Genomic DNA, 26,811 nt, shown 5'->3' with positions numbered 1-26,811 from the left:
TCGAGTGATTACGTGGAAAGCGGAATTCAACAGCGTAAGCCCCATTACGGTGCGCAGCGCGCCTTTACATTTTCATTTTTTATGACAACTGCCGTCATTGTCTCGTATTTTCCTTTATATTTTCAATCGGTTGGATATTCGACGATCCAAATCGGACTGCTCTACTCCATCGGACCGTTGATCGGCATCGTGTCGAATCTGTTCTGGGGCATAATCAGCGATAAGCTGCAAACCGTCAAAAAGATTCTGCTCGTCATCCTTGCCGCTCAGCTGGTCATGTCGTTCGTCGTTTTTCAGACGGCGAATTTTGGGTGGCTCATGGTCTTTATGGCGGTGTTCTTTTTCTTCCAGTCGCCGACGACCTCGTTAAACGACAGCTTGACGCTGCTGAATATTAGCGGAACGAACAAAAGCTACGCCTCCTTCCGTATTTGGGGCTCTATCGGGTTTGCAGCAGCCTCTCTCTTCTTCGGCTTGCTGCTTCAGCAGCGCGGCTCCGGCCTGACGGCTATCCTATGCTTGTTTACAATTGGCCTATCCCTCGTTTTGTCGATGCTGCTTACGGACGGTCGCAGTCAATCGGGCAAAAAAATCCAGTTTTCCGGCATGGTGCAAATCGTCGCTTCCCGGCAAATGGTGCTCTTTTTGCTGACCATTACGGTTGTTTCGGTAGCTCACCGGTTTAACGACGGGTTTCTAGCCCTGTTCTTGAAGCAGCTGGGGGCGGACCCCTCCATCGTCGGCTGGTCGTGGATGGTTTCGGCCGTGAGCGAAATCCCGATTTTTTTCCTGCTCAGCAAATACGGTCACAAGTACAAGGAGCTGCCTCTTCTGGCCGTTTGCGCTATCGTATATGTCATCCGGTTTCTGCTGATGAGCCAGGTCGAGAATCCGTTGTGGGTTATCGTCATTCAAGCCATGCACAGCATTTCGTTCGGCATCTTCTTCTTTACCGTCATCCGTTATATCCAGAGGAACGTCCCCGATGAGTTCCGGGCTACCGGCCAAGCGATCTTCGCCGTCTGCTGGTCGGGAGTTGCCGGGCTCGTCAGCGGTACTTTGGGCGGCTGGCTGTTCCGCGATTTCGGTCCGCACGTCATGTACGGTATTGGCGCAGCGCTATCCTTGATTGCCGTATTCGGCTTCCTGTTTTTGCATTATGCTTACAAGCACGACTAATGTTTGCCAAGTTAGTCAAGAAATGTTCAAATTTTCATTCAGAAAATCGTTCCGCAACGCAAGAAAATGTCCATTTCCGTCGTCTATAGTATAGGCATGCTGCGAGGAAATGGCGCGAGTGAGCAATACGCCCTGCTGCAGACCGTGCAACAGGGCTTTTTCGCATTCTTTTTTCATATGCCGTACATGACGCATTCGGTGCCATCTTTAAATTAACGAACGGAAGACGGAGGGGTTACGTGCTTGCAGTAGATCATTTATCACATCGGTTCCGTAACGGAAACGAAGAGACGCCGGTCCTTCACGATATTCATTTTACCGTGTCCAAAGGGGAGATCGTCTCGCTTCTCGGAAGCTCGGGATCCGGCAAATCGACGCTTCTTAATCTGATGGCCGGTTTAATGAAGCCGTCGAAAGGAAGCATTCTTATTAACGGGCATCCGATTGAGAAAATGTCCGAAAACCAGCTGGCGGAGTTCCGACGGACGCATATCGGCTTTATTTTTCAATCCTATGAGCTGATTCCGCACTTGACGGTTCGTGAAAATGTCGAGCTGCCGCTTGTATTTCAGGGCATCAAAGCCAAAATCCGCAAGGAGAAGGCTGTAGCGCTGCTGACGAAAGTAGGGCTGGGAGAGAAAACGGAAATGTTCCCCTCCCAATTATCGGGCGGCCAGCAGCAGCGCGTCAGTATCGCCCGCTCCCTGATTACCGAGCCGGCGATCGTGTTCGCAGACGAACCTACGGGGAATTTGGATACCAAGACCGAGAAAGAAATCATCGATCTGCTTCTCGAGCTTAATAAAACATCGCAGATCACGTTTGTCATTGTCACCCACGAGATTGAAGTGGCCAAACGAACCCGTAGAGTAATCCAGCTGCGGGACGGCTATTTGGTGGAGGAACCACTTGAGGCGGGTGAAGACGAATGAGGCTCCGCGATTACTTGAAGCTGGGCTGGGAGCAGCTGAGACGGAGAATGGTCGTCACCGCGCTGTGCGCCATGGGGATCGCCATAGGCTCCGCCTCGATCATCGTTGCCTTGTCGTTCGGCGAATCGATCAACCATTACAGCAAGACACAGATGAGCTTCTATATGAAATCGGACGAAATAACCGTGCGGAACGGAATTGCCAAAGGCGCCGACGCCAAGGATACCAACGCCTCCAAGGCGTACGAGCTGAACAAGGCCAAAATAGACATTATGCGCAGCCTTCCCTATGTCAAAGCATTGGCCACCTACCAGACGTTCAATCAATTCGAGTTCGAGGTAGATAATAAGAGAGGTCAGCTCTACAACGTATACGCTACCGAGCTGGACACACTGGAGGCTTTCGGCTCCGAGCTGCATCAGGGAGGAGCCTCCGATATGGACAACACGATCATCTTGAGCTACGGTGCCACGATGGGACTGTTCGACGAACAGCTCTCCCGTTCCGGAAGCCAGGAGGAGCAGTCCGAAAGCGAGCAGCTCGACAACTATCTTAACCAGCGCATTATTGCGTATCCCGTCTATCAAAAGCAGATTATTTTGAAGCCGCAAATCTTCATGCCTAACGGGCAGCAGATCTCGAGCATTCAGTTCCCGCTTCGCGTCGTCGGCATTTTGAAGAAGCCGGAAGGTGTCTCCGACGATATGGTTAGCAACATGAAGACGGCGTTCATCTCCCCCGCTCTCGGCAAAAAGATCCGCGACGCCATGGCCGAAGCCAACTCGAACGCGAGCAGCAAATCCGGCTCGAGTACGAAAGCGGCACAGCCGGAGCCGGAGTATAATGAAGTCAAAATTAAAGTCGATGAAAGCTCCCACGTCCGGGAATTGGATGAGTGGATCAAGAAGCTGAAGCTGTCTACCGAGACGAACCTGTTCCGAGAGGAACGAATGCAAGGGGAATTGGTTATATTGCGCCTGGTGTTCGGCGGCGTCGGTTTGTTCATTCTGTTCGTTGCTTCCATCTCGATCATCGTTGCTATGACCATGTCCACGTATCAGAGAAGACGGCAGATCGGCATTATGAAGGTGCTGGGAGCCAACTTGAAGCAGATCCGGCATATGTTTATGGTCGAATCCGCTCTGCTTGGAGTACTGGGAGGCGGCTGCGGCATTTTATTATCGTACTGGGTTATTTGGGGGATCAACATCGTCGTCATGAAATTTTCCCCTCCGCGTCCGGGAGCCGAGCAGGAAATCTTGTTCATCAGCCCGTGGATATTGCCTGTAGGATTGTTCTTTGCCGTACTGACCGGTGTTTTGTCGGGAATCTATCCCGCCATCAAAGCATCCCGCACCGACGCATTGACCGCTATCAAACGAGACTAGGAGACAACTAAGCGATGAAAAAGAAAACATGGATATCGGCTATAGCCGGAGCCGCAGTAATCGGAATAACCGCTTTCCTCTATTTGCAAAGCCATTCCAAGCCGGCGCCGCAGCAGCAGATCAATCAAGGAATGTCCGCTCTGTCATTCAAAGTAACCCGGGAGGATTTGATCAGCTCCGTCGAAGTGAAAGGGAAAACGTCCTATCAAAATGAAACCTACATCAACGCCCCCTTCTCTGCGGATGTCAAAGCGTGGACCGTCACCGACGGCGCACAGGTCGGCAAGGGAGACTCCTTGTTCCAGCTGGACAGCGCAGCGCTCGACGATGAAATAGCGCAGCTTCAGGCCAATAAGAAAAAACAGGAGCTGGAGCTCAAGCTGGCCGAATTTCAGCGCGATACGGGAGCACAAGAAGCAGCCGTCAGTGCGGAAGGCATCAACGAGAGTGCGGCGAAGCAGCGCTATGCGCAGTCGAAAAGCCAAGAAATCCAGGAGGAGATTTCGAGGCTGAATCTCGAGCACATGCAATCCCAGCTCGCGCAAAAGCTGGAGAAGCGCCAAGCGGCTCAATTCACGGCCCCTGTGAACGGCATATTTTTGTTCGACAGCACCAAGCAGCCGCAATCTTTGAAGGAAAACGAACGGGTAGGAAAAATCGTCGATTTGACCAAGCTGCAGCTCATCTGCACGGTGGGAGAATACGATCTGTTCAAGCTGAAGGTCGGCATGCCGGTGGAGGTCAAGGTCGATGCTCTCAAAAATACCAAGCTTCAAGGAAAAATCGAGCGCATCTCCAAATTCGCCAAAAATACAGGGGACAGCAGCGATTCTGCCAGTAAAACGGCGGCAGCCGAATTCGAGGTCACCATCTCCCTGGAGCAAAATGAGCAGCTCATCGCCGGCTTAAGCCTGACCGCTACGGTGATGACCGACAAGAAGCCGGGTACTCTGGTCGTCTCCACTCTCGCCATTCAGCGCGACAAGGATCAATATTACGTCATGGTTCAAAACGGGCCTAACGGTTTGGAAAAGAAAGAAATTGAAATCGGATTGGAAACTCCAGAAAAAACGGAGATTGTGAAGGGCTTGAACGAAGGAGACACCGTGGTGATTCAATAAGGGCAACGCAAAGGTTGTCATCCCCCTCCAAACCGGATATAATGAATGGTGGCTTTTAGTACCAAGTCATAATCATGTTTGCATGTTTGAAGGGATGGAGTACCAATGGAATATAACGATTTTAAAACAATACTGCACGAACGCAGAAGCGTACGTCGTTTCACCGAGCAAGAAGTAGCCGTTGAGGATATAAAAGAGATTATCGATTGCGCCCGCTACGCGCCTAGCGATACGAACTCGCAAACCTGGGAATTCATCGCCATCGTGAACCGCGAGAAGATTAAAGAGATTGAGCAAATGACGTGGGATCAGCTCCATAAGAGAGCAGCCGAAGCCGAGCAGCGCGGCCTGAGCAAAGAAGCGCGCCTGCTGGTCAAGTCTTTCGGACCGTACGCAACCGCATTCTCCGATGCGCCTGTCTTGATCGTCTGCCTGGCTACGCCATATATGTCCAAGTTCAGAGACCGTATTTTCGATCCGGTTCAGCTCGTTGACGATGCCGTCTGGGCCGAGGAAGGCATCAAGAGCAGCTGCCTTGCCGCACAAAATCTGATGCTGGCCGCACACGCTCGCGGTCTTGCCACTTGCCCGATGACCGGTCCTGTTCTTCTTGCATCCGAGCAGCTTCGCGAGTATTTGGAGATTCCGGAACATTCCCAGATCAACATGGTCATTTCGCTTGGTTATCCTTCTGAGCGTCCCGGCAAGCTTCCCCGCAAGGAAGTCGATGAAATTTTACGTATCGTGAACTAGCCGAAATAAAGCAGTAAAGCCGTGACTCCTTGGAGAGCTCACGGCTTTATTGTTGTGTCGATTCAAGTCCATACCCCATAATGATTGGATGAGCCAAAAAAAAGCAGTCTCCCGAATGATCGAGAGCTGCTTTCTTCCTGCTTGCTATGACACTAATATATAAGAAAAACCGACGTATGCCATGATGTAGAGCCATCTGCAAGAGATGGATTATTCTTGTCTTACGCCGCTGTTTTTTTGATCTTATAGCTTAATGACGTTAGCTGCTTGAGGACCACGGTTTCCTTGAGTGATTTCGAACTCAACGGATTGGCCTTCTTCAAGAGTTTTGAAGCCGTCGCCTTGGATTGCGGAGAAGTGAACGAATACATCGTCGCCGCCTTCTACTTGAATGAATCCGTAGCCTTTTTCTGCGTTAAACCATTTAACTGTACCTTTCAATGAAAACAACCTCCTAGAAGTATCGCCATCTGAGAGCGAATACGTTAATTATATCACCAGAATAATTATAAATCAACCTGCAAAAAAGAATCAAGCTTCCATTTTTCTCTTATTTCCTAAGACATAAAAATTCGGTTGATCCCGGTATAAACGGCAATTCAGACTTGCCCATCTCTGCAGCTACCCCATCATGGCGGAGTTCCGACAGTAAGCTATCCAGCTGCGGATAACGAACCCAGCGCAGCGAATGCAGCGGATAAATGAGAACCCTTCCCCCTCTTTTACCCACTCTGAGCAGCTCGCGAATCGCCTGCAAGTGAAATGATTCCCCGAGCATATCGTTATATAAAAATAAAAAATGACTGCACAGCACTAATGAAAACGAATCATTATCAAAAGGAAGCTCAGGTAACCCGGCCGGTGTATATTTGCCTGCGCCGGCGGACTTCCGGAAGTCATCCATGAACAATCTCAAAGACTGCTCGCGCAGCTCGCGGTGACGCTCCAGGCTGCCATAATAGGACCAGTCGAACACCTCCCGGATTCCTGCCAGCTTCTGCGTCGAGCTCTCAATCTCCGATTGCCCGTGTGCCTGAATCGCATCCGGGTCCATCCCGTATAACGGGTCCGCTGCCTGCGCACGAAATCCTCTCGCGCTAGCTTCGGCAACGAAGGAAGATGCGCCTGCGGCTACATCCAATATCGGCCCTTCATTCAAATCGATATGCCGCAAAGCGAACATCCGCTCATACTCGGCATACGACCGGCATGTCATCGCCACTCCGGTCTGTTCATACACTTTCTCGCTCATGCTCATCTCTCCTCTTCTAAATTGAACCTGACTTATCTCATCTCGGCTCGGGCATGCCCGAAGTCCGCCTATGCGAACTTAGAAGAGATTTTATCACAGTCTTACAAATGCTGGCAAGAGCCTCTTTCCCTTCCCCGCTCTTGATTTCCTGCTATGATTGCGGTATGATTCAGCCGATATCCTGTACAAGAAATGGAGCCGTATTGAATGATTAAAAAGCATTTAATTTATAAAAAAGACAAATGGAACATGCTCACCGTCGAAGTGAACGGCAAAACCCTTATTTTGCGCGAGATTTCCGATCAGTGGGGCGAAGAATGCCATACGTTCCTTAGCAGACCCGCGATGATGCAGTGGGCGGAGGAGCGCTTTCCAAAGGAGCGCTATGCTGACAATGAAGAAGAATGGTCAGCGATCATGCAGGCGTTTAAAGAAGTGTAATGAACCTGACATGACATGGGAGGATTACAAATTCATTCCATGAATAAGGGGCTTGACTAATAGCCTGTCCCGCTCATATAATGAAGTCAATTACATAAGATGTCCTCCAAAGGGGAGTAGCTGTCACAGTAAAGTCGTCAGTTCGGGTGCAAGCCCCGGCTTTATTGGCAACGAAACGTTGTTAGCAAGACCTTTGCCTATCGGTAGAGGTCTTTTATTGTTTAATGAGACCTTTACCGAGTTCGGTAGAGGTCTTTTTTATGTAAACAATAAGAAAGAAGGAGCGGATAGGACATGGAATGGCTAGACCCGACATTTTTTAGTGCACTACTCAGCATCATCTTAATCGACTTGGTTCTCGCGGGAGACAATGCGATCGTCATCGGACTCGCAGCCAGAAACTTGCCTAAAGAACATCAGAAAAAAGCTATCCTTTGGGGGACTGTCGGAGCGATTGTAATTCGTGCCGTTGCAACCTTGCTGGTGGTATGGCTGCTCAAGCTCCCTGCATTGCTGCTCATCGGAGGCATCCTGCTGATCTGGATCGCCTACAAGCTTCTCGTTGACAAGAAGGATCATGACATTCAGGCGCAGAATAAGCTGTGGCCCGCTATTCAGACCATTATTATCGCCGACGCTTTGATGGGCTTCGATAATGTAATGGCGGTAGCCGGCGCATCGCACGGAAGCTTCCTGCTCGTAGTCGTTGGTTTGCTTATCAGCGTACCGATCATGGTATGGGGCAGCTCGTTGTTTATTCGCTGGATGGAGAAATTCCCATGGATCATTTATGTAGGAGCAGGCGTGCTTGCCTTGACGGCAGGTAAAATGCTGACGGAAGATCTGCTGGTGCATGACTGGTTTGCTGCGAATCCGGTTATTAAGTGGGCATTGGTGGTACTCATTGTTGCCGGAGTCCTGGTAACAGGCTTGTGGAACAAGCTGTTCGGTTTCAACGTATCGGTTAACGACAACGGTCATTTGAAAATTCCTCAAGAGCTTGTTGATGAAGCGAACATTCGTCCGGATGACAGCTTCCAGGCAAGAACGGATGAAAAAGGCCATTTAGTCCTTGTAAAATCCAACGGCTAAAGCGCTTATCGAAACAAACGCCCTGTTCCGTTTCTCTTCTGTAAGGAGCCTCACTCCTTAGGAAGGAAGAATCGGATGAGGGCGTTTTTTTATAAGAGGAAGTCTATTGGCGAAAACAAGGAATTAATACGGCCGCGTCGAATACCTTTGTACAAAAGGCGCTGTTGGAATTTGGGCATACTACGCATACACGGCAATCTGAACGAGGAGCTATTTTATGAATAATTCTACAACTCTTCTTACGTTTATCATCATCTCTTTTTGCTTTGCACTTATTTTAATTATGAAAAAAGATACGCTTCCTTCCAATGTGAAACGTCCTCTTGCCATATTGGCGCTTATTATGGTGGCCTTCTCCTTCACCCTGATCGTCTACAGCTTCTTCACCATGACCAAGGCCGGAGTATAAGGCGAGCGGGATGAGAGCATCACTTTCTGAAATATATTCGTTCATCAGCAAGGAAATCTACACCTAAAGCGCGGTCGCTCATCACTGTTTTACTTCGACTAAAGATTCACTTTATGATGAGAGCATCCCTTCCTGAAATACATTCGTTCATCAGCAAGAGAATCTACACCTAAAGCGCGGTCGCTCATCACTGTTTTACTTCGACTAAAGATTCACTTTATGATGAGAGCATCCTTCCTGAAATACATTCGTTCATCAGCAAGAGAATCAACACCTAAAGCGCGGTCGCTCATCACTGTTTTACTTCGACTAAAGATTCTCTTATAATATATCTACAATCCGGTCATACTAGGAAAAAAATTGCAGGAGTGTGAGCACTATGCGTTTTTTTCCGTTGGTAATGACGGGCTTGCTGTTCGCCGGAACGGTGCTTTCAGCTCCTATGTCGGCAAACGGCTTTACCAAACCTACAACCAAAAATACGAGGAGGGCTCCGATGAATCAAGTACTTAAACGAACTGATGTGCCTGCTGAGCATACATGGAATCTGGAGGATCTGTTTCCAAACCAGCAAGCATGGGACAAAGAGTACCAAGAAGTCAAGGAACTTTTGAAAAAGGTAGGAGCTTTTCAAGGAAAGTTGAAGGATCCATCCTCCATCAAGCAGTGCTTTGAGTTGGAAGACTCCATCTCGTTACATATGGAACGGCTTTATGTGTACTCCAACATGAAGCATCATGAGGATACAGCAGAACCTACATACCAAGCATTATCCGAAAAGGCGAAAAAATTAAGCGTGGAGACCGGCGAGGCCTTATCCTTCATTTCTCCTGAAATATTAAGCTTATCCGACGAGGATCTGAATAAGCTCGTCAACGATGCTGCGCTCAGCTCTTACAAGCGGACGCTGGAGGAAATGATCCGGGAGAAGCAGCATATTTTGTCCAAAACCGAGGAAGCTCTTCTTGCGCAAGTAGGCAACCTTTCTCAAGCGCCAAGCACGATTTACAGCATGCTCAACAATGCCGACCTGAAATTCCCCAAGGTGAAAAACGAACAGGGTGAAGAAGTCGAGCTGACCCATGGGCGTTACATTCAGTTTTTGGAGAGCCGCAATCGCGAAGTGCGCAAGGAAGCCTTTCAAGCGATGTACGCGACCTATGCGAAGAATAAAAACACGATCGGCGCTACTTTGGCTGCCAATATAAACAAAAATATTTTTTATTCCAAGGTTCGGAAATATCCTTCTACGCTGGAGATGTCCCTGTACGGCGACAACATCCCGAAAGAAGTGTACACGAATCTGATCGATACGATCCACCAGTCGCTGCCTTTGATGCACCGGTACATGGATCTGCGCAAAAAGCTGCTTAAGGTCGACGACCTGCACATGTACGACCTGTTCGCCCCGCTGGTAGACGAATACAAAATGGATATTACGTACGAGCAAGCGCAAGCTACCGTTAAGGAAAGCTTGAAGCCGCTAGGCCAAGATTATCTCAACATCCTGCAGGAAGGCTTCGATAACCGCTGGATCGACATTTATGAGAATGAAGGCAAGCGCAACGGCGCTTACAGCTGGGGAGCTTTCGGCACCCATCCGTACGTGCTTCTGAATCACAAGGACAATTTGAACAGCATGTTCACGCTCACCCATGAAATGGGCCATGCGATTCATTCGTATTTGTCCGATGCTAACCAGAAGTACCGCGATGCTCAGTATACGATTTTCCTTGCGGAAGTGGCTTCTACACTTAACGAAGCGCTTCTGATGGATTACATGCTCAAGAAGTCGACGGATCCGAAAGAAAAAATGTACCTGCTGACCTACTATATGGACCAGTTCCGTACCACAGTATTCCGTCAGACAATGTTCGCCGAATTCGAGAAAATCACTCACGAGAAGGCGGAGCAAGGCGAATCGCTGACGCCTCAAGACTTCAGCAAAATCTATTACGACCTAAACGTTCTGTACTACGGTAAAGATATGGTTGTGGATAAGGATATTGAAATGGAATGGGCGCGTATCCCCCACTTCTACAACAGCTTCTATGTGTACAAATACGCAACCGGCTTCTCGGCGGCAACCAGCTTTGCCAAGCAAATCCTTGAAGAAGGACAGCCGGCCGTCGATCGCTATCTTGGTTTCCTGAAAAGCGGAGGCAGCGATTATTCGATCAATATTTTGAAGCGCGCCGGCGTAGATATGTCGACACCGGAGCCGATTAAGCAAGCTATGGATGTATTCAAAGATTTGCTCGTCCAAATGGAGCAATTGGCAAAATAATTACACAACAAGGCTGCAGACATCAAGGTGTTGCAGCCTTTCTTTGTTCTCAACATCGTTTTTGACATATAATCGAACTGCCAATGGAACATAATATAACATTTATTTTTTCGAAAATGTCCCTTTTTTTCCATTTTTACATTGAACTCTAGTCCCGCATTCATTACAATAAAACTATCGATACAAAGTTACCGGATTGCCTCTAATGGGGCTTTTCGGCGACTGAATATCTACCGCAGAGCATAAGAGCACCCCGGCTTGCTTTGTTGACAAGTCAGAATGATTCGGCAGCAATGGATCCGATTGTCGCTTTCTGTACATTCCAAGGGATAGTAACCTCCTAACCAGGCATGGTGCGGTACGGTTATAAACAAACATAGCACAATATCCAGGAAGGATTACTCTATGCTTGATCCATTAAAAGAAATCGAAAAGCGGCAGCCCTTCACTTTTGAAGAGACAGAGGATGACTCTTTCGCGCTTCCGCAAGCCATACTTGAGAACATAACCGACGGCATCATGAATCTGGACGCCTTTGGACGAATTACCTACATGAATAAAGCCGCGGAGAAGATGCTGGAACGCCCACGGACCGATTTGCTCGGCATGTCGGTGTGGACAAGCTTTCCGACCGCTGTCGGTACTCCGCTGTACGACAACTATTTGGCCTCTATGGCGACCCAGCGTACTCATTCGTTTGATTTTTATTACTCTGCCATAAACCGGTGGTTCAAATTTCATGCTTACCCCGGCAAGGACCTGTTCACCATTTTGTTTCGTGATATAACCATCCGCAAAAACAACGAGAAGCTCCGCAAGGAAAGCGAGCAAATGTATAAGATGATCGCCGACAATTCAACGGACATGATTTCCAGAGTGTCGATGGACGGTATTTACTTATACGTCTCCCCCGCTTCCAAGACGCTGCTCGGCTATGAACCGGAGGAACTGCTGGGGCTAAATATGTACGATTTGCTCCATCCGGAGGATTTCCCCAACGAAGATAATGCGAGCATCAAGGAGCTCATCGACTCGAAGACGATGCTGACCGAATACCGCATTCGCCGCAAGGACGGAACGTACATCTGGTTCGAAACTACCGCCCGTACCATTCTCGATCCATACGGCCTGCGTAAGGAAATCATATCGGTATCGAGGGATGTATCGACCCGTAAGCATGTGGAAAAGCAGCTGCTGGAAGCGAACGAGTTGCTGCAAAAAATGTCTACAGTCGACGCGTTGACCGGGGTGTCCAACCGCCGCGGATTTGATGAGTATTTGAAAAAGGAATGGAAGCAGTGCAGCCGGATGGCCGTCCCCCTGTCGCTTATTTTGATCGATATCGATTACTTCAAGCATTACAATGATACGTACGGCCATGTCGAAGGAGATATTTGCCTCCGGCTCGTAGCGGAATCGTTGAAAAAAGCCGCCAAGCGCTCGATCGATTTCATCGCCCGCTACGGCGGAGAGGAATTCGTCATCATCCTTCCTTCGACGGATGCGTCAGGCGCCCAAACCGTAGCCGAACATTTGCGAATGCAAGTAGAGGCCTTGCAAATCCCGTTGACACGCTCCGAAGGCTGTTCTTATATTACGATCAGCCTGGGCACAGCGACAATGATTCCTACGCGCGATTCCGACCCGAAAGAGCTGTTCCTGCGGGCGGACAAGGCATTGTATCAGGCTAAGCAAGAAGGACGCAATCTCGTGCGACTCTATTATGGCAATGATTGAAAGACAAGCCGCCGTTCGAAACGAACCGTGCGGTTTTTTCTTTTTTTCCGACTGGAACAAATAGCTGGCTTGCCTCGTTAGATAGGTAGGATGGAAAATTACGGCAAGCTGGAGGGATAATCTATGAAGGTATCGCCCAGGCGAATGCTCCACAACGCTATGAAAATGTTAATACCGTTAGCCACTCTGCTTACTTGCACCGTGATCGCTACCGGATCCTCGCCTCCCTCGGACTCAAGCACCGATAATTCTGCATTCGGCTTGAGCTTGAACGGACAGCCAGTACGGTATCAGACATCGCCCAGGCTCGTCAACAGCACACTTATGGTTCCGCTGAACGATCTGTCCGAATCGCTCGGCGTACAGGTACAGTGGGATTCAAGCTCCCCTGCCGACACAGCTACCGCAACCAAATCGGGCTATGCCGTCAAGCTGGAGCCGGGAAATAAGGAAGCGTTACGCCAGAACGAATCCGTCACATTGGATGCAGCTCCCATGCTGGAGCAAGGGGAACTGCTGGTTCCGTTACGATTTTTCAGCGAATCGTTTGATTTTCATGTATATTGGGACGCTGCCTCCCAGACAGCTTCCATATGGGATGCGGATCAAAGCCTGCCAACGGTAGGTTCCTTTGAGCGTATGCGGCAGCTGCTTGAGCAATCCGTTCCATACGGGGTCAATTTTGACGGCAGTATTAGCGTGACAGCGATGGCAGGCGAAGGCTTGGTTGCCGTTCAGCCAACGGCTAAGCAAAAAACGGCGGCAAGCGTCCCATCGTCGGGTGCGGCGGAATCCAAAGCGGCCTACTCCACTACGAATGTACAAGTGGAGGGTGTAGACGAAGCGGACATTATAAAAACGGACGGCGATTTTATTTACCAGGTGAACCGGAACCGGGTGATTGTAACAAAGGCTGCTCCTGCGGATCAAATGAAAGTGGTTAGCACCGTTACCTTTGACGATCCCCATTTTCTCGCCGGAGAGCTCTACATTGATGAGAAGCACATGGTCGTCATTGGAACTACGCTGTATAGGACGGACTCCAAGCCGGAGCCTCAGCAAGCGGGGCCGGACACCGCGACAAGCAGCGCTGCGGTTCCATCTGCGGAGCCTTCGGTCGTGAAAGAAAAAATGATTGTGGGGCTTCCGGCGGGCCGCACAACTACCAAAGCCGTGATCTATGAGCTGGGAGATCGCAGCACAATGGCCAAAGTCCGGGAAGTGGAGCTGGACGGTCAGTATACGTCCTCGAGAAAAATCGGGGATTCGCTATATTTGATCTCGAACAGAGGCATCTCCATTGCCCCGGTGCTCCGGGACTCCTTAAGTCTGCCCGAGAAGGAAGCCGCCATAGCCGGCTCGCTCCCTTCCTATCGGGATTCAGCGGTCAGCGGCAGCTACGTATCCATAGGATATGAAGATATACGGTACTTCCCCAACTCGCAAGCGCCTAATTATTTGATGGTTGCCGGCCTATCCATTGGTGATCCTGCTCAGCCTATGAACGTGACCAGCTACCTTGGATCGGGAAATCAGGTGTATGCGTCCCTCAAGCATCTATACGTAGCTTCGCAGCAGTTCGAACCGGTTAGCAGAGAGAAGCTGCCGTCGGATCGTACCCGTGCAGTCATCCAGCCCGGGGAGTCGAGCACCGTCATTTATAAATTCGCCATGGACTCCGGCAAGGTCACATACTCTGGACGCGGCAAAGTACCGGGACGCGTACTGAATCAGTTTGCCATGGATGAGCATCAGGGCTACTTCCGTATAGCAACAACCAAAGGGAATATCGGTCGTACCGATGAGTATACGTCCAAAAACAATATGTACGTTCTGGATGCGGCCATGCAAACGGTTGGAAAAATTGAGGATATTGCACCGGGTGAACAAATCTATTCAGTGCGCTATGCCGGCAACCGGGCCTACATGGTTACCTTCCGCACCGTCGATCCCTTATTTGTGATCGATTTGACGGCGCCTCAAGCTCCCGCCCTATTGGGCAAGCTGAAAATTCCCGGCTACAGCAATTACCTGCATCCTTATGACGACAATCATCTTATCGGATTCGGCAAAGACACGGTTGAAGTATCAAGCGGCGTAAACGGGAACAGCTCCGGGGAAACCGTCGGTTTGTATCAGGGAATGAAAATGGCGTTGTTCGACGTAACCGATGTTGCGAATCCGAAAGAGCTGTTTCAGGAAACGATTGGAGACCGCGGTACCGATTCCGAGCTGCTCCGCAATCATAAAGCGCTGCTGTTCTCGAAAGAAGACGGATTGCTCGCCTTCCCGGTCAAAGTGATGGAGATCAAAGATAGGAAAACGAACGGTTCCTCGTTTAATGAAGCGAGTCGTTACGGAGAATTTACGTTCCAGGGAGCTTATGTATACAAGCTTGATCTGAACAGCGGCTTCCGCTTACAGGGGAGGATCACTCACCTGACCGCCGATGATTACAGCAAGGCCGGCTATTACAGCGGAATCTATGAAAAGAATATTGAACGTATACTGTACATTGGCAGCACACTGTATACAGCCTCCCAGCAAATGATCAAAGCAACGGATAAAGCTACGCTTACCGAGCTCGGAAGCGTTCAGCTTCCGTAGCTCCGTAGTCTGCAAGAAAACCTTTATAACTGAAAATGCTGTTGGGGCATTCCGGTGACGTACTTCCCCCAGGAGATCCACCGCCTATTCCCTTTTAGCTTTAATGAGTATATCCAGCTTCTTGACTACTTGAATCCGCCCCTAAACAACAGGGGCGGATTTATTGTTAATTCGGCGCGATTATGTCAACAATAGACAAATAGCCTTTTTATAAGGAGAGATTGCCGTGATAACGACGAGCGTAATGGTCATCGTGACGATCATCGTATTTGCCGTAATCGGCCTGATCATCCGTTTGTGGAGCAGAGCCGGCTCGAGAAGCAAAGGCGAGTAGCCCTGATTGCCGCCCCAATTGATAGGCTGCTTAAAAAAGCTTGTACAATACGATACATACCGCCCCGCCAACCAAGGAACTGATCATGTTCACCGTATCGTTCGTCATGAAAGAAGCCCCTCGAAACCGCACCGCAGCGGTATCGCAATGGCGGCTTTTTTCTATTTCCTTCCCGCATACCGGACAGCGGTACATCACCTGCCAGACCGCCCCCATCCAGGAGTCGGACAAAGAACCGGCCAAGCCCCCGCAGATACCGAGCAAAAGCAGCATCCAGGGAGAAACCGACTCCGTCCCTGCCGGTTCCCCTAGCGACAATAACCATGCCGATACCCCTATGGTCAACCCCCCGGCAAAAGAAGCTGCGATGCCGAGCCAGGTTACGCCCCCTGACGTTCCAGCTGGGACCTTGCGTCCGCTTACAATGGACCGGGGCTGAGACCGGCTAAGACCGCCGATTTCCGTCGCCCATGTATCTGCGTTGACGGAGGCCAGAACACCGATAAATGCCGGCCACCATAGCGGATGAGGCCATACATAGTGGCCTACGCACAGCAGGACGGCGATTCCGCCATTTGCAAACACTTGCCCGGCATCTCTCCTGCCCGACTTCGCATATCCGCTCTCTGCAGCTGCTTTGAGCCGCTGCTTCCATTTGGACAACAGCGAGGAGGTGACGAAGAAGACGATCAGCGTTCCGAACCATGCCAAGCTGCCGAACGCATACAACAAGGTTCCTACCACTACCGCCATTGCGGCTCCCGATGCCGATAATGATCTTTTGGCATAAGCCGCTCCCGCAATGATAAGGCTGCAAACCAAGCCAATGACCCATTCCACCATAAAACGTCACACCCTTTAACAACAAATGATTTACAGACCTCTTGTTATTATAATATGATTTGCATAGTGAAAAAATAGAGTCCCCTCGGGAGGATGCGCACGTGCACGATGAACGACAGATCGAACCGGTAACTCTACTGAAAGACCATGAGCCGCAAGCGCTCCTCCGGATCATTTTTGATTACGCCTCGAAAATTGCCGACGAACGGAGATTGGATCAGCTTCTGCTGCTCATGGCCGATATGGGAAGACAAATGGTGCTCTCCGACCGCTGTACCGTATGGTTGCTGGACAAGGAGACCAACGAGCTGTACTCCAAAGTGGCCCACGGCGTTCCTCCTCTGCGGCTGCCGGCAGGTGCGGGTCTCGTCGGTCATTGTATCGCTGCAGGTAAGCCGATATTCATCGACGATGCTTATCATAACGATGAGTTCAAGCATGTGCTTGAGAGCGGAGCCATCGCTATGGACCGGCAAACCGGTTATCGTACCAAGGCGCTTATGGTGATTCCGTTTTATAATACGGATGGGGACATTATGGGAGCCTATCAGGCTATCAACAAGCTTACCGCAGAGGGACAGTTCTCGGTCAAGGATCTTGAGCAATTGACGCTTGTCGCTGCCTATGCCGGCAAATCGCTGGAATCGGCTCTCTTATCGTATGAAATTGAAGAAACGCAAAAAGAGATCATTTTCACGATGGGGGAAATCGGGGAAATCCGGTCCAAGGAAACCGGCAATCACGTCAAACGCGTGGCGGAGTACTCCTACATTCTTGCACTCGGTGCGGGCTTAAGTCAAGAGGAAGCGGAGCTGCTCAAAATCGCCTCTCCCATGCACGACATCGGGAAAGTGGCTATCCCCGACGAGGTTCTGAACAAACCCGGGAAGCTGACGGAAGAAGAATTCGAGATGATGAAAGCCCATACTACGATAGGTTATGGATTGCTGAAAAACTCGTCCCGCCGTATTCTGAAGGCAGCGGCTATCGTTGCGCATCAGCATCACGAGAAATGGAACGGCACCGGTTATCCGCAAGGGTTAAAGGGCGAGGAAATCCACATCTATGCTCGGATTACAGCTGTAGCCGATGTATTCGATGCGCTGGGAAGCGACCGGGTGTATAAAAAAGCGTGGGAGCTCGAGCGTATCATCGATTTGTTCCGCGAAGAACGCGGCCGGCATTTCGATCCGCGCATCGTAGATGCCTTCATGGAGTATCTGCTCCAGCTGCTCGACATCCGTGAAGCGTACTCGGAGGATATCCATACCTAAGCGAAATGACCAATGCGCCTAGCGAATCGTATAATCTGCCTAGGCTAGGCTGCCAGGCAAAGCAAAAAGAAGCCGGTGCGAAAGCACGGCTTCTTTCTCTCATTGCTGATGCAGCTGCGGCGAGGCGGCTTCCGTGTTGCCTGCCTCTACAAAGGTCATCTGTACTCCCGGCGGCATAATGCCCTCCAGATGCTTTTGCAGCAAATCCTCCAGCTTCTCGCTGAAGATGGCTACCAATCCGCTGTCTTCGCGCGAGCGGATCAGCCTCCCCATACCCTGCTTTAAGCGAAGCAGCATATATGGCAAATCCACTTCTTCGAAAGGCGCCTTGGACGCCAGCCTTTTGGCCATATAGACCGGATCCTTCGGAGGGTAAGGCAGCGACCATACAATCACATTGGACAGCGATGGACCGGGAACATCGAGTCCCTCCCACAAGCTCACCGCGCATAAAACGCTGGTCTCCTCCGTTTGAAACGAAGCAATCAGATGGCTGATCTCCCCGTCGCCTTCATATAGAAATGTCAGGCCCGCTGCTTCTTTATAATTGGAAATATCCTGTTTAAACCGCTGCAGCTCTTCCTTAGCTGGAAACAAGATCAGCGCCCGCCCGTTCGATCGTTCCAGCAGGCTCACCGCAGCCTTCATTTTCTCAGAGAACGTACCGTTATAGGACCATTTGGGCACGATGACTTCCATCTGCCGTTCATAATCGTAGGATGAATCTACAGAGAAGGATAAATAGTTTTCGATCCCCAAGCTGTCAGCCATGTAATCGAAAGAACCTTCGACCGACAAGGTTGCAGATGAGAAGACAACAGGCATTTTGGCGGAAAATACGCCTTCCCGGAGCACTTCTTTGACCGTTCTCGGCATAATGACCAGAGTGAGTCCAGTTATGCTCTCAGTTGCCCAGCATATCAGGTTATCCGATGTATGGAATAAGCTTAGCGCTTTTTGCATCATTTCGAGATGCTCTTCGACGATACGGAGCTCATACTCGTTCAAGGTGAACAGCTCGCTTTCGAAGACAAGCTCATCCTCGATGACCGTTAAAATGTCCTGAAGCTGCTTTACTTCCTTGAGCAGCTGCTCGTTGATATCGATTTGCTTGCGATCCGAACCTGCAATGGTACGGCACCTGCTTTCCAGCACGTCAAACATCGTTTCACTCTGCTCGATCGCCGTGTCGATCAACACTGCGAGCGATTCCCGCACCTCCCCTTTGAGCAGCCGGGTAATCAGCTCTTCGAATACGACATGCTTCAGCTTGTAGGTCAGTGCCTTCTGAGCTGCAGCCTCCAGCAAATGCCCTTCGTCAAAAACAACGGCGCAATGCTCAGGCAGCAGCGGCAGCTGCCCTTCCCTCTTTCTTCCTTCCAACGTCCAAATATGCTCCATATAAAAATCATGGGAGCAAATAATGAGATCCGCCGCCCGCCGGTAATGATCACGCGATAACGTCTGCCCGCACCGGTGCCGTTGTTCGCATACGAAGCAATCCTGGAAGCTGTCCCAATTCATCCGGCTCCATTGGGCATCGTTCAAATACGGGTATTCCTTCCGGTCCCCATAAGCGTGAAACGACTGGAGAGCTTCATAGGAATGGACAAAATCAGGCAGCTGCTCATAAATGTCCGAATACAGAGGAACATCTTCATGCCCCATCCTCGCCTCATCGAGCTTGGCCAGGCAAACATATTGGTCCGGTGACTTGCCGAGCCTCGCATCGATCTTCATGTTCAAATGGTTGGCCAGCTTCGCAATATCGCCTTGCGGCTTTACCAGCTGCTCAATCAACGATTCGTCCGCACACGCAATGATAGCCGGTTTTCTCGTGTACCGGGCATAACAGATCGCATAAAGCAAATACACCAACGTTTTGCCCGTTCCTACTCCCGCTTCCGCAAAAATCGTCTTCTTCTCGGCAAAAGCCCGCTCCAGCTGAAACGCCATGTAAATCTGCTCATCTCGCACCTCAAAACCGGCTTCAGGCAAAATGTCATAAAATACGTCCGCTATCCAATCTCCGGCCTGCTTAACGAATGGTTGTGCATGATCATACGCAAAAGGATACCGTTCCACAGTCTCGTGCCCCCGTTTACATCGTTCAGTTCAAAATACGATCCGATTCTTCTCATTCCAAATTATACATGAAAGCTTATTATGCCACGACATGAACCTAAAAAGCAAAGACAATTTGCTTCCCTTGTAACCATTGGTTATAGGAACAGGAAAAAAGATACCCGCCCTCACGACAGGTATCCTTCCTACATTGCTAATCTTCTATTGGAATTACATTTGCACCGAAAACGCGCCTAACACTTCTTCGCCCCACAGAAGCTCCATCCGGTCGCCGTTTTGAAGCGGACCTACACCGGCAGGCGTTCCTGTATAAATAATGTCGCCTTTGCCCAAGCCGTAATGCTTCGCAATATAATCAACGATGACCTGCAGGTTGAAGATCATGTCATTGCTGTTGCCTCGTTGAGCCTCTGCACCGTTTTTGCGCAGCGAGAACTCCGTCCGGCTTACCGCATCGGACCCCGGAAACGGACGGAACTCGGTGACTGCCGCTGAATTTAAGAAGCCTTTGGCCGGCAGCCAAGGCTGGCCTTTCTTCTTGATCACCGATTGAACGTCACGCAGCGTGAAATCGATGCCGAGTGCCATTTGGTCTATCAATTGATCTACGGCCATGCCAGGCTTGTAATCTTCGCCTACATGCAGCACAAGCTCCGTTTCGTAATGAACTTCTCCGCGATCGCCAGGAAGGGTTATTGCCTGCCCTTGTATCGTCACCAGAGCATGGGTTGGTTTAATAAAAATCATCGGCTCATCAGGCACCTCGTTGCCCAGCTCGGCAGCATGCAGACCATAGTTACGTCCTACGCAGTAGATGTTGCGAATGGATTGCATCGTTGTTCCTTCCTTTGCATCAAAATAGTTTACTATAGTAAGCATAATCGAATGCTCCGGAAATCTCAATGCCCTCGCTCCTATTCCGAATCAGAGTCCGGGGTCGGCTTGGGAGTCGGCTTTGGCGTAGCCGAGGACTTTGGTGTTGGCTTCGGTGTCGCTGAAGGCTTCGTCGTTGGCTTCGTCGTCGGCGTAGCTTTGGTAGAAGGACTCGACGACGGCTTGGGTGTCGGTGTCGGCTTAGTCGTTGTGCCGGAGCTGCTTCCCTGTCCCTTCGATCCGTTCCCTGGAACAATCCCTGACGATGAACCGTTATTCGTCTCCGTTTTCGGATCGGGGTCCTTCTTGGTATCCGTCTGCTTCTTCGGCGGCGGAGTTGTGGTTGGCGTAGGGGTAGGCTGTGGAACGCGCGGGCCTTCCTCAATAGTCCCGTCCTTATTCACCTTCGCATTGATCGAAATTCGCCCCAGCTTATCGAACAGCTTGCCCCCGTCTTCCTCCGTCATCCGGACCGGCTGCGCCCATTTGGTCAAGACCGGGATCATTTGCAGCTCGCAATCGCGCTCTTTCGTGCATTCCGCGTTCAGAATCATGCTCTCCCATGTCGCCGGCTCTTCATTGGTCGTGAATATAAAATTGCCCATGCTGTAGGCAATCCATTTGCCCTTATATTTCTCAAATCCCTGCACGACATGAGGGTGGCTGGCAACAACGAGATCGGCTCCCTGATCGATATATTTGTGCGCCAGATCCGTCTGCTCCTTGACGGGACGGTCTTTGCGCTCAACTCCCCAATGAGCGATTACGACGACAAGGTCAGCTTTCTCGCGTGCCGCCGAAATAGCCTCCAATGGAAGCTTGGTGCTGTAGGTTTCCGCTACGCCGGGCTTATTTTGGCGCGCATACCAATCTGCATTTTCCGCGACGCGGCTAAATCCGAGAAAGGCGATTTTGATTCCATTGCGCTCCATAATGACCGGCTGGTATGCTTCATCGATATTGCGCCCCGTACCGACCCGCTTCATGCCGGCCTTGTCGAGCACATCGAGCGTATCCAGCAGCCCGTCGGTCCCATAGTCCAGAATATGGTTATTGGCAGTGTTCACCAAATCAATCCCCGCTGCTTGAAGCGCAGGCAGTGCTTCCGGCGAGGAGCGGTATACATAGTCTTTGGATTGGGCTTCGCCTCTGGTCGTAAAAGGCGTCTCGAGATTGGCTACCGTTATATCCGCCTTGGACAAATAATCCTTTACATAACGATACGGATAATCCCATCCGTTCTTTTTTAATAAATCCTCTACCTTGCTGGCAAACATCACATCTCCCACGAACGATAGATGTACCCGGGGTGTGCCGCCCTCTGTACCTGATTGCTGCTGGCCTTGCTCCACTGGAGCTTGCGCTCCATCTTGCGCTCCCGGAAGTGTATTCGGATTCGTTGGGGTTGACGGATCTGGCACTACCGCACCGGTTCCGCCCTTTGGAGATGCTTCCACCAAGGGTCCGGACGAGTCCGGCTTATCCTTGGCGTTCAGCCAGTTCATCAAATAGCTGAATGAGGCCATTGTCACTATCGCAAGAATGCCGAGTGTAATCCATGTTTTCCGGTTGTTTTTATTTTCGTCCTGGTGTTTTTTGGTACGTGTTTCTATAACGATCTACCCCTTTTACTTCCAAAAATACGCAATTTTTACACACCCTTTGTCACCACATAGGAATGTAAAAGTCCGGTAAAGCAATAAAGAGATCGGAGATCTTTCCTATTGGCGATAAAAACTACCTCTGAACGCGGTCGCTCCACCTCGGAGTACTTCGATAGAAGTTTTTCTCACCACATAGGAATGTTTAAGTCCGGTAAAGCAATAAGCGCATCGGAGATCTTTCCTATTGGCGATAAAAACTACCTCTGAACGCGGTCGCTCCACCTCGGAGTACTTCGATAGAAGTTTTTCTCATTATACCAAATCTTGCCCCGAGGGTCATGGAACGAAAAACCTATATATCCTTTGCTCCTTAATGCTGCACGTTTCGGAACGGTTGCTGTTGTACCAGAATCTTGAAAAGCCTTATAATGGAAAGAAACAATCCGGGAAAATAGAATGGGAGTGGAAACGATGGAAAGAATAGCGGTCATCTCCGACATCCATGGGAATGCAACGGCTCTGGAAGCAGTAATAAAAGATATCCGGCGAAGACGCATCAAGCGGATTATTTGTCTCGGAGATTTGGCAGGCAAGGGTCCTCAGCCCGCGGAAGCCGTCGATCGTATTCGGGAAGTATGCGAATCCGTCGTTCAAGGCAACTGGGATCTGGGAATCAACCTTCCGCAGGATAAAGAAGGCGGCATCTGGCAGCAGGAGAAGCTCGGAGCCGAACGGCTGGAATATTTAAATACGCTTCCGTTTTCGATCGACTTGAGCTTGAGCGGCAAATGGATCCGGTTGTTCCATGCGTCACCTCAGAGCGTCAATACCCGGGTTAACCGGAAAGCATCCAAGAAGGAAAAGCTTGCCATGTTCCAGCACACCGAAATGACTGCGAGGCCCGACTTCGCCGGGTCGGATGAACGCATTCCGGATATCGTCGTTTATGGAGATATTCACGTTCCTTACATGCAAATGATCAAATCGAAGGAGAAAAAAGGGCTTCTCCTCTATAATGTAGGCAGTGTGGGCGCACCTTACGACGGGATTCCGCAGGCAAGCTACGGGATTTTGGAGGGAACGTCGGATGCAGCAGGCGACGAGCCTTATTCCATCCAGCTTGTTCGTGTCCCTTACGACGTGGACAAAGCGATTGCCGCCGCAGAGCAGGAAAACATGCCGGGCCTCGAACGGCTTCGCTATGAGCTTACGACGGGTCTGGAGCAGTGATAGCCTCAGCAGCGTGCGCAGAATGTGAGTATTTCCCAATCCTATGGTACAATGAAAGATAGTTAGTTAAACAAATAAACTATTTCAACTCAAGACATAGTACGCACACAGCAGGAAAAGAGGAGAATCGTTTTGGCAAGATGGAAAATCAATTTGACCGTGCTATGGCTCGGCCAGTTTCTGGTCATGAGCGGGATGACGATGATCACTCCCTTTTTGCCCCTGTACATTCAGGAAATGGGCCTGCAGGATCAGCACGAGATTGCGATTTGGTCGGGAGTGATTTTTGCAGGTAACTTTGTCACCTCGTTCCTGTTTCAACCGATTTGGGGCGGCTTATCCGACCGTTACGGCCGCAAGGTGATGCTGCTTCGCTCCGGATTCGGGATGGCGATAGTCATGACGCTGATGGGCTTTGCCACAAGCCCGTTGCAGCTGCTGGGCCTTCGTATTGTTAACGGGGTTATCAGCGGATTTATGCCTGCCGCGGTGGCGCTCATGTCGACGAATACACCGAAGGAGAAAATCGGCTTCGCGATGGGTACCCTTCAGTCGGGGGGCGTAGCCGGGTCGATTCTTGGGCCTTTCATCGGGGGATTGCTAGCGGAATGGGTTGGCTTCCGTCCGATCTTCTACATAACCGGACCGCTCTTGTTCTGCGCTTCCTTATTGGCGCTGTTCCTCGTCAAAGAAAACTTCGATGCGGCGGCGGCCAAGAAAAAGCCGGCCATCTCAACCATCGAAGGCTTTAAGGAATTGAAAAAAACGAAAGAGCTGCCCGCTCTTTACGCCGTTACTTTCGTCATCCAGTTTTCCATGCTGAGCTCGATGACGCTGATTCCGCTCTTTGTACAGGAATTGCACGGCAAGGGCGAATTGCTGGCATTTTACGCCGGTCTCGTCGGATCGATTACCGGCTTCTCCAATATGATAGCTTCGCCGCTGTTAGGAAGGCTTAGCGACCGGATCGGCTCCGTCAAAATATTGGCGGTGTGCCTGGTTGGGGCGGCGGTCTCGTTCATCCCGCAGGCCTTTGTGACGAACATTTGGCAGCTGTTCGCCTGCCGCTTCATGCTCGGCATCTTTATGGGCGGCATGCTGCCCTGTGTACAAACGCTCATCAGCAGCTTCGCACCCAAAGGAATGGAAAGCCGCGCTTACAGCTTTAACACCAGCTCGCTAAGCTTGGGCAATATGCTTGGTCCTGTCATTGGCGGACTGCTCTCGGGATGGATGCACATTCAAGGACTGTTTATCATGTCCGCGGTATTGCTGTTTGCCAACGCCCTATGGGTGCGCAAAGCGCTGTTTCACAGCAAGGCTCGCCCCAGCGAAAAGTCCGGCTGAGCTTGATCGAAGGAACAACGAATCGGAGGTGCTTCTGTTAATGAAAGTGAACGTGAAAAAGGTTTTGTTCATCCTCGTTTGCGTAGAGCTGATGATATGGTACTGGGCCACATTGGACACGTTGGATCAGCCTGGGCAAGTCGTCTACCAGCAAACCTACGACGAGCAGGAAGCGCCTCCGCATTCGAAGGAAGGAGCCGTCGTGTTTAAGAAGGCGTCCTGACCGGTGGAGGGATAAGTGCTGTAAAGCGGGTTTTCCGCTTTATGGAGGTGGCTGCGGCGCGCTTGGGACGCGAATGCTTGCTGTAAAGCGGTTTTTCCGCTTTACAGAGCGAGTTAGCGTCGGGCACTGGGCTGTAACGCGGTTTTTCCGCGTTAAGGCGGTGGCTGCGGCGCGCTTGGGACGCGAATGCGTGCTGTAAAGCGGTTTTTCCGCTTTACAGAGCGAGTCGGCGCCGGGCGCTCAGCTGTAACGCGCTTTTTCCGCGTTATGGCGACGGCTGCAGCGTGCTTGGGACACCAATGCGTGCTGTAAAGCGGTTTATCCGCTTTACAGAGCGAGTTAGCGCCGGGCGCTGGGCTGTAACGCGCTTTTTCCGCGTTATGGCGGTGGCTGCGGCGCGCTTGGGACGTGAATGCGTGTTGTAAAGCGGTTTTTCCGCTTTACAGAGCGAGTTGGCGCCGGGCGCTCATCTGTAACGCGGGTTTTTCCGCGTTAAGGCGGTGGCTGCGGCGCTATCGATGCGCGAATGCGTGCAAATAAATGCCTCCGGGGAACAACCAGTCGGTTGTTTTCCGGAGGCGCTTTTTTTATCGTACCCGTGCGATAGCCAAGCCGTCGTAGGCCGGCAGTATGACGCCTTCGAGACGAGGATCACGAGCCATTTTTTCGTTGAACTCACGCATTTTGACTACCCGGTTACCCTTCTCCTCAGGATTCATGCTGCTTCCGTGCATCAAAGTATTGTCGCCAAGAATGATTGCTCCAGGGTTGGCTAGTTTGATCGCCCACTCCAGATAATTCGGATAGTTGCCCTTATCGGCGTCGATGAAGAACAGGTCGAACCTCCGCCCTTCGGCCCTTAGCTGCTCCAGGCTGTCCTGCGCCTCGCCCACTCGGTACTCCACCTTATCTCCCAACCCTGCTTCGCTTAGGTGTCGCAACGCTACATCTGCATACTCCTGCTTAAGCTCCAGCGAAACAAGCTTGCCATGCTCTTCAAGTCCGCGTGCCAGACAAATGCCGCTGTATCCGCCAAGCGCCCCGATTTCGAGAATCTGCTTCGCTCCGACCATCTTGACCAGCAGCGTCAGCAGCTTGCCGTAGCCCCGGGCGATCGATATTTCCGGCATTCCATTGGCGCGGATTCCCTCAATGACTTTGTTCAGCTGCTCGTCTTCCTCCAACAGCGACTCCACATATTCCTCGGCGCTCATTTGCGTCATGCCCGAATTCCTCCGTTTCATTTGTATAAACGCATCGTTTATCCTATACTAGACTATTGTATGGCTTTTCCAAAAAGACTTCAACCGGTGAGAATACCGTCTTATCGACGTATTCCGAAGTTAATCGGCCTTAAAGTGAGCTTGTTGAGAAATCTAAATCTAAGGAAATTGAAATGTGGTTAGATACTCAGATTGAGGTATGCACCTCCTGCCAGGCTTACGTAGCAGGCTTTGCCGCGTTATGCTCTTAATATCGAACCCCGTGATTCCGATAAGAAATAAAGTATTTGAACAGGCTTCAAAGGCGGACGTGAACAAAGAGGTTTCTGCTGAAAAATTGGCATCGTAAGCAGACATGCCCTCACCTGCCTATAACGATCATTTCGAAAAAATAACACTTTTTAACAATCTGAGTTTTACAGTAGCAAAACTCGCTTTGTGAGCAAGGTTGTTTTTACGGCCAATTCGAATTTTGCCTCCGATCGCCTCGGGCTTTTATAAATTTTATTGTGGTGAAAAAGCGCAAAATGGGATTGTTAACTATACGGTCTGGTTCAGACGTTATGAAGATATGGAG

The 26,811-nt window shown here is 50.5% G+C and carries 22 protein-coding genes; 15 read left to right on the top strand and 7 right to left on the bottom strand.

Annotation, left to right across the window (positions count from 1 at the left end):
* The first annotated feature begins 12 nt into the window (after positions 1-12).
* The 5 genes from ACFQ88_RS10235 to ACFQ88_RS10215 all read left to right on the top strand — a co-directional run bounded on the left by ACFQ88_RS10235 (position 13) and on the right by ACFQ88_RS10215 (position 5,373).
* Positions 13-1,179, top strand: a complete 1,167-nt coding sequence (locus tag ACFQ88_RS10235) for an MFS transporter (protein WP_379454028.1) — start codon at positions 13-15, stop codon at positions 1,177-1,179.
* A gap of 239 nt (positions 1,180-1,418) precedes the next feature.
* Positions 1,419-2,111: an ABC transporter ATP-binding protein gene (locus ACFQ88_RS10230; RefSeq protein ID WP_379454027.1), complete on the top strand. Its 693-nt coding sequence runs from the start codon at positions 1,419-1,421 to the stop codon at positions 2,109-2,111.
* Entirely contained in the window at positions 2,108-3,499 is a 1,392-nt protein-coding gene (locus ACFQ88_RS10225) for an ABC transporter permease (RefSeq protein WP_239633425.1), read from the top strand. The genes ACFQ88_RS10230 and ACFQ88_RS10225 overlap by 4 nt, the downstream gene beginning before the upstream one ends.
* 14 nt (positions 3,500-3,513) lie before the next feature.
* Positions 3,514-4,620, top strand: coding sequence for an efflux RND transporter periplasmic adaptor subunit (locus ACFQ88_RS10220; protein WP_239633424.1), 1,107 nt, complete (start codon positions 3,514-3,516; stop codon positions 4,618-4,620).
* Between the two features lie 105 nt (positions 4,621-4,725).
* A complete protein-coding gene (locus ACFQ88_RS10215) occupies positions 4,726-5,373 on the top strand; it encodes a nitroreductase family protein (RefSeq protein ID WP_379454026.1) in 648 nt (215 codons plus the stop codon).
* Between the two features lie 243 nt (positions 5,374-5,616).
* Here ACFQ88_RS10215 and ACFQ88_RS10210 read toward each other — a convergent pair whose 3' ends face one another.
* Together ACFQ88_RS10210 and ACFQ88_RS10205 are read right to left on the bottom strand one after the other, a co-directional pair.
* Entirely contained in the window at positions 5,617-5,814 is a 198-nt protein-coding gene (locus tag ACFQ88_RS10210) for a cold shock domain-containing protein (protein WP_028547888.1), read from the bottom strand.
* Between the two features lie 109 nt (positions 5,815-5,923).
* Complete coding sequence (locus ACFQ88_RS10205) at positions 5,924-6,625, bottom strand: class I SAM-dependent methyltransferase (protein ID WP_239633422.1); 702 nt, start codon at positions 6,623-6,625, stop codon at positions 5,924-5,926.
* Positions 6,626-6,832: 207 nt separating this feature from the next.
* Between ACFQ88_RS10205 and ACFQ88_RS10200 the strand changes: the two genes are divergently transcribed.
* The 6 genes from ACFQ88_RS10200 to ACFQ88_RS10175 all read left to right on the top strand — a co-directional run bounded on the left by ACFQ88_RS10200 (position 6,833) and on the right by ACFQ88_RS10175 (position 15,198).
* A complete protein-coding gene (locus ACFQ88_RS10200) occupies positions 6,833-7,066 on the top strand; it encodes a hypothetical protein (RefSeq protein WP_239633421.1) in 234 nt (77 codons plus the stop codon).
* Between the two features lie 294 nt (positions 7,067-7,360).
* A complete protein-coding gene (locus ACFQ88_RS10195) occupies positions 7,361-8,158 on the top strand; it encodes a TerC family protein (RefSeq protein WP_379454025.1) in 798 nt (265 codons plus the stop codon).
* A gap of 217 nt (positions 8,159-8,375) precedes the next feature.
* Positions 8,376-8,567, top strand: coding sequence for a hypothetical protein (locus ACFQ88_RS10190; RefSeq protein ID WP_239633419.1), 192 nt, complete (start codon positions 8,376-8,378; stop codon positions 8,565-8,567).
* A 496-nt stretch (positions 8,568-9,063) separates the two neighbouring features.
* On the top strand, positions 9,064-10,854 hold the full coding sequence (pepF, locus tag ACFQ88_RS10185) for an oligoendopeptidase F (protein WP_379454024.1): 1,791 nt from the start codon (positions 9,064-9,066) through the stop codon (positions 10,852-10,854).
* Between the two features lie 405 nt (positions 10,855-11,259).
* Positions 11,260-12,591 carry a sensor domain-containing diguanylate cyclase gene (locus ACFQ88_RS10180; protein WP_239633417.1) on the top strand — a complete coding sequence of 444 codons (1,332 nt, stop codon included), beginning with the start codon at positions 11,260-11,262 and terminating at the stop codon, positions 12,589-12,591.
* Between the two features lie 123 nt (positions 12,592-12,714).
* Positions 12,715-15,198 (top strand): beta-propeller domain-containing protein, encoded by a 2,484-nt coding sequence (locus tag ACFQ88_RS10175; protein WP_379454023.1) that lies wholly within the window; start codon positions 12,715-12,717, stop codon positions 15,196-15,198.
* Positions 15,199-15,562: 364 nt separating this feature from the next.
* On the opposite strand, the gene ACFQ88_RS10170 is transcribed toward ACFQ88_RS10175, so the two are convergent.
* Positions 15,563-16,375, bottom strand: coding sequence for a DUF92 domain-containing protein (locus ACFQ88_RS10170; RefSeq protein ID WP_379454022.1), 813 nt, complete (start codon positions 16,373-16,375; stop codon positions 15,563-15,565).
* A 101-nt stretch (positions 16,376-16,476) separates the two neighbouring features.
* On the opposite strand from ACFQ88_RS10170, the gene ACFQ88_RS10165 reads away from it, so the two are divergent.
* A complete protein-coding gene (locus ACFQ88_RS10165) occupies positions 16,477-17,649 on the top strand; it encodes an HD domain-containing phosphohydrolase (protein WP_379454021.1) in 1,173 nt (390 codons plus the stop codon).
* 99 nt (positions 17,650-17,748) lie between these two features.
* Here the strand turns inward: ACFQ88_RS10165 and ACFQ88_RS10160 are convergent, their stop codons facing one another.
* From ACFQ88_RS10160 to ACFQ88_RS10150, 3 genes are all read right to left on the bottom strand, one after another.
* Positions 17,749-19,734: an ATP-dependent DNA helicase gene (locus ACFQ88_RS10160; protein WP_379454020.1), complete on the bottom strand. Its 1,986-nt coding sequence runs from the start codon at positions 19,732-19,734 to the stop codon at positions 17,749-17,751.
* Between the two features lie 210 nt (positions 19,735-19,944).
* Entirely contained in the window at positions 19,945-20,568 is a 624-nt protein-coding gene (locus ACFQ88_RS10155; RefSeq protein ID WP_379454363.1) for a fumarylacetoacetate hydrolase family protein, read from the bottom strand.
* 80 nt (positions 20,569-20,648) lie between these two features.
* Positions 20,649-22,133 (bottom strand): CapA family protein, encoded by a 1,485-nt coding sequence (locus ACFQ88_RS10150; RefSeq protein WP_379454362.1) that lies wholly within the window; start codon positions 22,131-22,133, stop codon positions 20,649-20,651.
* A gap of 549 nt (positions 22,134-22,682) precedes the next feature.
* On the opposite strand from ACFQ88_RS10150, the gene ACFQ88_RS10145 reads away from it, so the two are divergent.
* The 3 genes from ACFQ88_RS10145 (at position 22,683) to ACFQ88_RS10135 (ending at position 25,011) form a co-directional block, all read left to right on the top strand.
* The gene (locus ACFQ88_RS10145; RefSeq protein ID WP_379454019.1) at positions 22,683-23,441 is read left to right on the top strand and encodes a metallophosphoesterase family protein; all 759 of its coding nucleotides are present in this window, start codon (positions 22,683-22,685) and stop codon (positions 23,439-23,441) included.
* A gap of 132 nt (positions 23,442-23,573) precedes the next feature.
* Positions 23,574-24,788 (top strand): MFS transporter, encoded by a 1,215-nt coding sequence (locus ACFQ88_RS10140; RefSeq protein ID WP_239633411.1) that lies wholly within the window; start codon positions 23,574-23,576, stop codon positions 24,786-24,788.
* 40 nt (positions 24,789-24,828) lie between these two features.
* Positions 24,829-25,011 (top strand): hypothetical protein, encoded by a 183-nt coding sequence (locus ACFQ88_RS10135; protein WP_239633410.1) that lies wholly within the window; start codon positions 24,829-24,831, stop codon positions 25,009-25,011.
* A 587-nt stretch (positions 25,012-25,598) separates the two neighbouring features.
* Here ACFQ88_RS10135 and ACFQ88_RS10130 read toward each other — a convergent pair.
* Complete coding sequence (locus tag ACFQ88_RS10130) at positions 25,599-26,261, bottom strand: O-methyltransferase (RefSeq protein WP_379454361.1); 663 nt, start codon at positions 26,259-26,261, stop codon at positions 25,599-25,601.
* Positions 26,262-26,811: the final 550 nt, after the last annotated feature.

The organism is Paenibacillus sp. NPDC056579 (genome assembly GCF_042793215.1).
Taxonomy (GTDB): domain Bacteria; phylum Bacillota; class Bacilli; order Paenibacillales; family NBRC-103111; genus Paenibacillus_S.
Note: the sequence above shows the minus strand (reverse complement) of the source record. Positions and strands in the feature narration are given on the sequence as shown.

Coding starts and splice junctions, on each gene's coding strand:
- ACFQ88_RS10170 (WP_379454022.1), bottom strand. CDS start 16,375: ATGGTGGAATGGGTCATTGGCTTGGTTTGCAGCCTTATCATTGCGGGA.
- ACFQ88_RS10205 (WP_239633422.1), bottom strand. CDS start 6,625: ATGAGCGAGAAAGTGTATGAACAGACCGGAGTGGCGATGACATGCCGG.
- ACFQ88_RS10135 (WP_239633410.1), top strand. CDS start 24,829: ATGAAAGTGAACGTGAAAAAGGTTTTGTTCATCCTCGTTTGCGTAGAG.
- ACFQ88_RS10215 (WP_379454026.1), top strand. CDS start 4,726: ATGGAATATAACGATTTTAAAACAATACTGCACGAACGCAGAAGCGTA.
- pepF (WP_379454024.1), top strand. CDS start 9,064: ATGAATCAAGTACTTAAACGAACTGATGTGCCTGCTGAGCATACATGG.
- ACFQ88_RS10180 (WP_239633417.1), top strand. CDS start 11,260: ATGCTTGATCCATTAAAAGAAATCGAAAAGCGGCAGCCCTTCACTTTT.
- ACFQ88_RS10145 (WP_379454019.1), top strand. CDS start 22,683: ATGGAAAGAATAGCGGTCATCTCCGACATCCATGGGAATGCAACGGCT.
- ACFQ88_RS10195 (WP_379454025.1), top strand. CDS start 7,361: ATGGAATGGCTAGACCCGACATTTTTTAGTGCACTACTCAGCATCATC.
- ACFQ88_RS10155 (WP_379454363.1), bottom strand. CDS start 20,568: ATGCAATCCATTCGCAACATCTACTGCGTAGGACGTAACTATGGTCTG.
- ACFQ88_RS10200 (WP_239633421.1), top strand. CDS start 6,833: ATGATTAAAAAGCATTTAATTTATAAAAAAGACAAATGGAACATGCTC.
- ACFQ88_RS10175 (WP_379454023.1), top strand. CDS start 12,715: ATGAAGGTATCGCCCAGGCGAATGCTCCACAACGCTATGAAAATGTTA.
- ACFQ88_RS10190 (WP_239633419.1), top strand. CDS start 8,376: ATGAATAATTCTACAACTCTTCTTACGTTTATCATCATCTCTTTTTGC.
- ACFQ88_RS10225 (WP_239633425.1), top strand. CDS start 2,108: ATGAGGCTCCGCGATTACTTGAAGCTGGGCTGGGAGCAGCTGAGACGG.
- ACFQ88_RS10150 (WP_379454362.1), bottom strand. CDS start 22,133: ATGGCCTCATTCAGCTATTTGATGAACTGGCTGAACGCCAAGGATAAG.
- ACFQ88_RS10220 (WP_239633424.1), top strand. CDS start 3,514: ATGAAAAAGAAAACATGGATATCGGCTATAGCCGGAGCCGCAGTAATC.